Annotated in this window: 13 protein-coding genes and 1 pseudogene; 12 read left to right on the top strand and 2 right to left on the bottom strand. The window is 46.8% G+C overall.

Annotation, left to right across the window (positions count from 1 at the left end):
- A pseudogene (locus QMA35_RS14880) lies at nucleotides 1-218 on the bottom strand (hypothetical protein); the annotation flags it as partial.
- Between QMA35_RS14880 and QMA35_RS14875 the strand changes: the two are divergent.
- The 12 genes from QMA35_RS14875 (at nucleotide 210) to QMA35_RS14820 (ending at nucleotide 5600) form a co-directional block, all read left to right on the top strand.
- Nucleotides 210-1154 carry a hypothetical protein gene (locus tag QMA35_RS14875; protein ID WP_281647940.1) on the top strand — a complete coding sequence of 315 codons (945 nt, stop codon included), beginning with the start codon at nucleotides 210-212 and terminating at the stop codon, nucleotides 1152-1154. The pseudogene QMA35_RS14880 and the gene QMA35_RS14875 overlap by 9 nt on opposite strands.
- On the top strand, nucleotides 1151-1477 hold the full coding sequence (locus QMA35_RS14870; RefSeq protein ID WP_281647939.1) for a hypothetical protein: 327 nt from the start codon (nucleotides 1151-1153) through the stop codon (nucleotides 1475-1477). The genes QMA35_RS14875 and QMA35_RS14870 overlap by 4 nt, the downstream gene beginning before the upstream one ends.
- Complete coding sequence (locus QMA35_RS14865; protein ID WP_281647938.1) at nucleotides 1474-1680, top strand: hypothetical protein; 207 nt, start codon at nucleotides 1474-1476, stop codon at nucleotides 1678-1680. The genes QMA35_RS14870 and QMA35_RS14865 overlap by 4 nt, the downstream gene beginning before the upstream one ends.
- A 97-nt stretch (nucleotides 1681-1777) precedes the next feature.
- Nucleotides 1778-2089 (top strand): hypothetical protein, encoded by a 312-nt coding sequence (locus QMA35_RS14860; RefSeq protein ID WP_281647937.1) that lies wholly within the window; start codon nucleotides 1778-1780, stop codon nucleotides 2087-2089.
- Between the two features lie 76 nt (nucleotides 2090-2165).
- Nucleotides 2166-2609: a YopX family protein gene (locus tag QMA35_RS14855; RefSeq protein ID WP_281647936.1), complete on the top strand. Its 444-nt coding sequence runs from the start codon at nucleotides 2166-2168 to the stop codon at nucleotides 2607-2609.
- Between the two features lie 69 nt (nucleotides 2610-2678).
- Nucleotides 2679-2867 (top strand): hypothetical protein, encoded by a 189-nt coding sequence (locus tag QMA35_RS14850; RefSeq protein ID WP_281647935.1) that lies wholly within the window; start codon nucleotides 2679-2681, stop codon nucleotides 2865-2867.
- A gap of 73 nt (nucleotides 2868-2940) precedes the next feature.
- Nucleotides 2941-3276 (top strand): hypothetical protein, encoded by a 336-nt coding sequence (locus QMA35_RS14845; protein WP_281647932.1) that lies wholly within the window; start codon nucleotides 2941-2943, stop codon nucleotides 3274-3276.
- Nucleotides 3277-3345: 69 nt separating this feature from the next.
- A complete protein-coding gene (locus QMA35_RS14840) occupies nucleotides 3346-3606 on the top strand; it encodes a hypothetical protein (RefSeq protein ID WP_281647934.1) in 261 nt (86 codons plus the stop codon).
- An 85-nt stretch (nucleotides 3607-3691) separates the two neighbouring features.
- Nucleotides 3692-3931 (top strand): hypothetical protein, encoded by a 240-nt coding sequence (locus QMA35_RS14835; protein ID WP_281647933.1) that lies wholly within the window; start codon nucleotides 3692-3694, stop codon nucleotides 3929-3931.
- A 221-nt stretch (nucleotides 3932-4152) separates the two neighbouring features.
- Entirely contained in the window at nucleotides 4153-4488 is a 336-nt protein-coding gene (locus QMA35_RS14830) for a hypothetical protein (RefSeq protein WP_281647932.1), read from the top strand.
- 75 nt (nucleotides 4489-4563) lie between these two features.
- A complete protein-coding gene (locus QMA35_RS14825) occupies nucleotides 4564-4839 on the top strand; it encodes a hypothetical protein (RefSeq protein ID WP_281647931.1) in 276 nt (91 codons plus the stop codon).
- 458 nt (nucleotides 4840-5297) lie between these two features.
- Nucleotides 5298-5600: a hypothetical protein gene (locus tag QMA35_RS14820; protein ID WP_281647930.1), complete on the top strand. Its 303-nt coding sequence runs from the start codon at nucleotides 5298-5300 to the stop codon at nucleotides 5598-5600.
- 357 nt (nucleotides 5601-5957) lie between these two features.
- Here QMA35_RS14820 and QMA35_RS14815 read toward each other — a convergent pair whose 3' ends face one another.
- Complete coding sequence (locus tag QMA35_RS14815) at nucleotides 5958-6326, bottom strand: PilZ domain-containing protein (RefSeq protein ID WP_281647929.1); 369 nt, start codon at nucleotides 6324-6326, stop codon at nucleotides 5958-5960.
- Between the last annotated feature and the right edge of the window lie 154 nt (nucleotides 6327-6480).

The raw sequence follows: 6480 nt of genomic DNA, 5'->3' as shown, positions 1-6480 counted from the left end.
CCAGCATTCTGCCCCCAGCGCGTCATGGATTCACAGGTGCAGCGAGGGCACCGCGGGTGCTGATCAAAGTAATATTTGAGACGCTCAAGAAGACGACTATTGCCCGTAACCTCTGGCGTTTTCGGGCATGGCGGTAGGGTTGTGTGCAAACATGTCAGCTGTTCAGGGGACAATGTACTGAGAGATTTCAGGAACTCTTGGAATTGTGTTTGCTGCATGACGATGGTTCCAATTACACGACAGAAACCGGTGCTCAGAAGTATAGTTCATGCACCAACATGTATTGTGAACAGAGCCTACTGCTGGCTGTATCAACAGCTGCACTGGTACTAACTCTGCGCGACTTTATTCCAGCCGGTGAAATGCAGTGGTTGGTAATAGCTGCCGGTATCTGCCTTCAAGGCTGTGTGATTCTTTTCTTCCGTGGCCCTTGGTTTGAGAAGCTGATGGGAGGGGTTTTACTTTCTGTATCTGTTCTCGCCACAGCTGGTTATGCCGAATACACCTGGCAAAGCATGCAGGCTGACAAAAGCGTGAAGCGTAAAACCTTGGCAAGCAGTTCTTACCAAGTACAACAGTTACGCCTACAGGTTCAGGAGCTGAACAACCAGGTTGAAACCCTGCAAACCGCAGCCAGTATCGATGCCGGTTCCAAGTATCAGGGCAGAACCATCGACACCACAAACCCAGAAATAAACCGCCTGAAGCAGGAGCGTGAAACCCTTCTGCAACGGTTGCAACAATCAGAAAACCACACAACAAACACTGCACCAAAGGGTGTAGCTGATGCCGCCCTTTCCTCCACGCTAGAGCCGTTACGTTGGGTTGCATGGTTGGTTATTGCATTGGTTATTGATGTGGCCGCCATCCTCTGCCTGAGCAAACCCAAAGAGGTTTTGAAAGCCATCTCAAGCACAACCAAAGAAACTGCACACGAAACCGTTGCACAGGCAGAGCAAGAACCGGTTGATCTGCTGGTGGAGCGTATCCGCAATGGCGAGTTTGGACACTCCCCTATTCATGTGAAGGAGATGACAAATAATTATGGCGTTCGCCATGACTTGTGGAAGCAGGCCCGGGCAAAACTGGTGGAACTGGGTGAAGTGGTGAACAACGGCCAGCGGTTTGAATATGTGGGAGCGCAAGCAGCATGAGCAAAGACAGCACACATCTTACCATGAGCTACAGCTACGCACCGGCCGTGTTGAACTGGAGCACGCCCATTGCGCCCATCAATGATGAATCAGCAGAACCCTGCGATGCAGAACAATCAGAGCTGACACCAGAAAACATTGTTCACACACCAGTTATTCGTAAATACCTGACCGTCGACGAAGTTAAGGAGCGTTATCGCATCAAGAGCACTGCAACTCTGTGGAAGTGGCGTGAATACAAAGGGTTTCCAAATCCAATCAATGGCCGGATTTATTCTATCGAATCACTGGACGCCTGGGACAAGAAGGACAAGTGCGCATGAAACCATTTAAACACATGCTTATTCAGACGGCAGTGGACTGGATCTGCGAATCAGGTCTCACACCTTTTGTGAAAGTGAAGCTGGAAGATGGTCATGCATCATTGCCAGAAAGCCACCATCAGGCAGACAGCAATTATGCGCAACTCAACATATCTGCCCGGGCCTGCCCTTCTGTAGTTATTAATGAAGCTCGATGGTGCTGAGTATTAGCAGATAACCCCTGCTTCACTGCGCGACGAACGCAGTGAGGAGTCCGGTGGAAGCTTTTGTTATGTTTCTCTCAATTGATGGAATGAACTAATGACAGCACAAGAAGCATTTAAAGATCAGAGTTTGAACAGCTTGGTTGCACTTAAAAAGCAAATCGAACGGCTGATCGAAGAAAAACAGAATGAAGATAAAACACCCTTGTGGATTGTTGAGGACACTTGGGTTCATTACGCAGCCTACCCTATTGACCAGTTTGACAAGGCTGTCGAGAAAATGGCTGAGCTGACTTTGAAGCAATCTAAAGTTTGTCCGAATGCATCATTCAGCTTCGAGATTAGTAAGCGATCAGTAGCAAAGAGTGAAGTGGAGCATTACCTCTCTTTGGGGAATGACGAAACATAATCCCTGAATCAATCGCCCGCAGGGTCGATTGGATTCTCTTGTTACATGCTGCCTTTACTCATAACAGGATAAGAAGATGCGAGAGATTAAGTTTAGAGCTTGGAGAAAAGGGCGCTGGCCTGACCCAAAGATGATTCATCCATACAGTTTAACCATGCCTGCTGGCGGGGCTTGGATTGGAGCCACAGGCGAGCACGAAACAATTGGCGTAAACCATTACGACAAAGACCAAGAAGAGTTTGTCTTGATGCAGTTCACCGGACTAAAAGATAAGAACGGTGTTGAGATTTATGAAGGCGACCTTCTTGAGTGTGTCCACGATTGTGATGATGGTGATTTCGCAACAATAGCCAAAGTTCAATTTGGTGATTATATGGGCTGGGAGATTCACCATATCAGTGGGCATGGTTGGGGGCCGGATTCCAAAGAAGGTTTAGCTGAGTGGGCAGATTGCGCTGACGACTACCTAAAAGTAGTGGGCAATATCTACGAAAACCCGGAGCTGGCAGAGGCCATGTAACCCCTGCGTAACCGGCCGCCGTAGGCGGTCGGGTTAACGCTTTTGTTATAACCGATAAGGACAATCACGATGACAAGTATTGTAGAAATAAATGGAAATACATTTGAAGAGAAAGGCGGCAAGCTTTTCCTGAACGGCAATGAAATTAAACACAACATCGTTAAGCATACCAAGCCGATCTATCCCGCGTTTATCTCGGGGTTTGCTACTGGTGTTGCTTTTTTGGTGATAATCACAGAGCTGGCGGCCAGGTTATAACCCCGAGCTGCCGGGCGCGCCAGCGTCCTGCCCAGCGTGTTGTTATACGAGAAGCAATCAAGGAATTAAAGCAATGCCTGTAGAAATGATCATGAGACTTTCCCCTAAACAAGCTGGGAAGCTCTACCAAAAAAGCTTGAAGCAAGAACAAAGGATTAAAGAGCTAGAAGAAAACAACAAATCCTTACTGACTTGCCTTCACAACAATATAGTGGGTCAGCAATCAGCATGGATTGAGTGGAAGCATGGCGAAGGCGCTGACGCGGCGATGGTGTGGGTACACAACGGATTGTGTGGCCCTGGCTTAATCCCATCGGAGGACGAGCCTCATGCAACAAACCCTCAAGCGTACTTTGATGAAAATCATTCACGGGTAGACCGGAAGCCAGAAGTCGAACCAAGCGTATAACCCCTGGTTGTGGCGCGCCGTAGGCGTCGCAACGAACCTTTTGTTATGCGATAGAGGCAGGCATTTAAGATGAAAATATTAGAGAAAGCATTACAGAAAACAGGTTTCGTTAAATGCGACTTTTCTGGTGATAGCGAGCCGTGCGAAAAATGCAAAGAAGTACCTCACCAGCTTTATTGGAGAAGGACAGACCCTTTTGAAAACGATGGCGAATACTACTGCCTATCTTGTGTAGCAAAAGAAGCGAAAGAGAATGCAAGAGCAGTCTCAGAGAGTGAGCGAACCCATCTTATCAATGATAGTTTTTCAGATTCTCAAGGGTGTTATTAAGTGCGCATAACCCCTGCTTCATTCGCTGCCGAAGGCGGTCGAATGGAAGCTTTTGTTATGTGTATGAGTTTAAAGGTGAATGAAAATGTCAGAACAAGAATTAAGAAAATACTACAAAGAAAAAATGAGTGATGGTTCTGTATGCACAGAATCAGAAGATGAGTTTGTTGAATCATGCCTGAGCATGGCAAAAGACGGTTATAGAGTGTTTTTATGTCCTCTTGCTGGACGACCCACCTGTATTGCCATTGATAGGATTTCAATTATTGAAGGGGCAAGAAACGAAGGAAGAACAGTATATGAACCAGTTGTTACCTATGCGTAAGAATAAAACGGGAAAAAAGCGAACTGTTGAAGATGGCGAGCCTTGTTCAAATTTCTGTGAGCTCCATGTGACACACCCCTGTGAAAAGTGTGGACGAAAGATGGCAAGAGGGCGTTACACCCCAATGCCGGATGTATGGGACACATAACCCCGAGCTGCCGGGCGCGCCAGCGTCCTGCCCAGCGTGTTGTTATACGAGAAGCAATCAAGGAATTAAAGCAATGCCTGTAGAAATGATCATGAGACTTTCCCCTAAACAAGCTGGGAAGCTCTACCAAAAAAGCTTGAAGCAAGAACAAAGGATTAAAGAGCTAGAAGAAAACAACAAATCCTTACTGACTTGCCTTCACAACAATATAGTGGGTCAGCAATCAGCATGGATTGAGTGGAAGCATGGCGAAGGCGCTGACGCGGCGATGGTGTGGGTACACAACGGATTGTGTGGCCCTGGCTTAATCCCATCGGAGGACGAGCCTCATGCAACAAACCCTCAAGCGTACTTTGATGAAAATCATTCACGGGTAGACCGGAAGCCAGAAGTCGAACCAAGCGTATAACCCCTGCTTCATTCGCCGCCGAAGGAGGTCGGATGGAAGCTCTTGTTATGTGGTGGTTTACAAAGGAATTAGAAGATGGATTTAAAAGAACTGAGAAAAGCCGCATCGGCAAATTACCTTGAAACTCCCGCTGAGGTAGCGACTCATGTTTCCGGTCTGTTGAATAAAGCAGCCGATACAATCGCCAGACAGGAGCGAGAAATAAAGCTATTGCGTGATGTTCACTGGCAGGCTAGAACCGTATTTCGATACGACGGAGTAGATAAGGAACGAACAGAGCAGGCAGTCAAGGCGCTCAGAGATGCGACTTATTCTGTCAATGACTTTGACCAAAACTGCGAAAATGATTGAGCCATATAACCTCACTGTTTACGGGCTTGCGTGTAAAGAAAACCAGAGGAAAGTTACATGACAGATTCTATATGTAAGGCAGAGCCAAAAAGCTGCGACACAGCAGCAAGTCCGACTGTAGAACGGCTTGTTATGTGTGGCTGTAAGTCGCCAAACCCATACACGCCTAAAGGGGTTGCCGCGCCAATAATACCTCTTGGCTGGTGTCAAGATTGTGGTGCCCCGATTAACCAATGCCAAGGCTGCCAAGCTGGGTGGCCTACAGAAAAGCACAAACCTTGGCCGGTAGGAAGTAAGCCGATGGAGTTTCACTTGGTTGAAGGTGGCTACAAAGGCGAGAAAGTTTTTTGTACTAAAGAACGATACACATAACCCCTGCTTATGGGGCGCCGTAGGCGTCCCAGCGTAGCGCCATAAAGCTTTTGTTATATGCGATTCAATAATTAAGGAAAAGAATAATGAATATTAAAAACGTGAAGCCAGTTGATGATCTTGAACTCTTTGAATTGATCGTTGCTGCGTACCCAGACAAGTTTGATGAGAATGCTGAAGGTTGCATCTGGGATGAAGTTATGGAATTTGCTGAAGATAAGTTTGGCGACCTTGAAGACATTTCAGAGTTTCTTGGTCGGATCGCTCTACTGACCATGCCGGCGAACTCGGCTATCAGTGGGGAAACAACTCACTGTCTTGGAAAGGTTGAAATCAGAGATGGCCAAGCGTTCATGACTGCCGCCGTGCAGAGGAAGGCGAGCATATAACACCAGCATCCATGACACGATCCGCTTAAGCCCATAATCGCTGTTTATCCGACTTTTATGTAGACGAAAATTGACTATAAGGTCGGATAAACAGTCCAAGCAATGGTATATACGTCAGAAAAACAGTTCGCCTATGCAGATGATTCCAAACAAATAGACACGCTTTAAAACTGTGTACATATTTGCGTACATTAAAAAAATGACGTTTTACGCTATCGTTAGATCAAGACTGGCATCAAAGGGACGGGAAAGAGTTGGAAAGGCTAGAAACTAAATCGTAGAAGTAGAAAGACTGCGCCACAACGGAGTTCCATAAGGGAGATAACTGATACAGCTTATCACCCTATAGGGAGTCCGTTAATCGTCAGAAAATGAGAAGTAGTATTGAAGAGCAGAAATCAGCAGATCGTAATTGACTGTACTGGTTAAGACGACATAACCAGAGTCAAAACTCTCAGCATCAATATCCGGCCGACACCACTGACAGCGGGCATCGAAATCAACGTACTTTTTACCCAACATCGGCTCAGGTAAAACAATACGCATATTAAACTCGGCTTCACACTGCATGCGCCAGCGGGTAATCAGCATCAGGCCGTTAGTGCTGATATTGCCGAGATAACCCAACTCCCTGCCAGTACGCCGGTTATAAACCTTTAAGTAACTACTAAGACTGTCACCATGGAAAGGCAATGGAGCCTGCGTGAACGCTTTTTTTGACATCACCGAAACATCCCTGCTGCATTCGGACAATTTGCGCCACCAGATTTATCTTCATTCTGGAATCTGGAAACATCGTCAGAAACCGGCCTTTCCGCATGAACACATGCTGAAAAGACGATTATTCCGTCGGTCACACCACCCCTTAACACTTCCCGGG

This window comes from Parendozoicomonas sp. Alg238-R29, assembly GCF_947331445.1.
Taxonomy (GTDB): domain Bacteria; phylum Pseudomonadota; class Gammaproteobacteria; order Pseudomonadales; family Endozoicomonadaceae; genus Sansalvadorimonas.
This window is presented reverse-complemented; position numbering and strand designations above follow the sequence as displayed.

What these genes read in the sequence shown, in the direction of transcription:
- QMA35_RS14840 (WP_281647934.1), top strand. Translation starts at nt 3,346, where the DNA reads ATGAAAATATTAGAGAAAGCATTACAGAAAACAGGTTTCGTTAAATGC.
- QMA35_RS14870 (WP_281647939.1), top strand. Translation starts at nt 1,151, where the DNA reads ATGAGCAAAGACAGCACACATCTTACCATGAGCTACAGCTACGCACCG.
- QMA35_RS14855 (WP_281647936.1), top strand. Translation starts at nt 2,166, where the DNA reads ATGCGAGAGATTAAGTTTAGAGCTTGGAGAAAAGGGCGCTGGCCTGAC.
- QMA35_RS14860 (WP_281647937.1), top strand. Translation starts at nt 1,778, where the DNA reads ATGACAGCACAAGAAGCATTTAAAGATCAGAGTTTGAACAGCTTGGTT.
- QMA35_RS14865 (WP_281647938.1), top strand. Translation starts at nt 1,474, where the DNA reads ATGAAACCATTTAAACACATGCTTATTCAGACGGCAGTGGACTGGATC.
- QMA35_RS14835 (WP_281647933.1), top strand. Translation starts at nt 3,692, where the DNA reads ATGTCAGAACAAGAATTAAGAAAATACTACAAAGAAAAAATGAGTGAT.
- QMA35_RS14825 (WP_281647931.1), top strand. Translation starts at nt 4,564, where the DNA reads ATGGATTTAAAAGAACTGAGAAAAGCCGCATCGGCAAATTACCTTGAA.
- QMA35_RS14845 (WP_281647932.1), top strand. Translation starts at nt 2,941, where the DNA reads ATGCCTGTAGAAATGATCATGAGACTTTCCCCTAAACAAGCTGGGAAG.
- QMA35_RS14820 (WP_281647930.1), top strand. Translation starts at nt 5,298, where the DNA reads ATGAATATTAAAAACGTGAAGCCAGTTGATGATCTTGAACTCTTTGAA.
- QMA35_RS14830 (WP_281647932.1), top strand. Translation starts at nt 4,153, where the DNA reads ATGCCTGTAGAAATGATCATGAGACTTTCCCCTAAACAAGCTGGGAAG.
- QMA35_RS14850 (WP_281647935.1), top strand. Translation starts at nt 2,679, where the DNA reads ATGACAAGTATTGTAGAAATAAATGGAAATACATTTGAAGAGAAAGGC.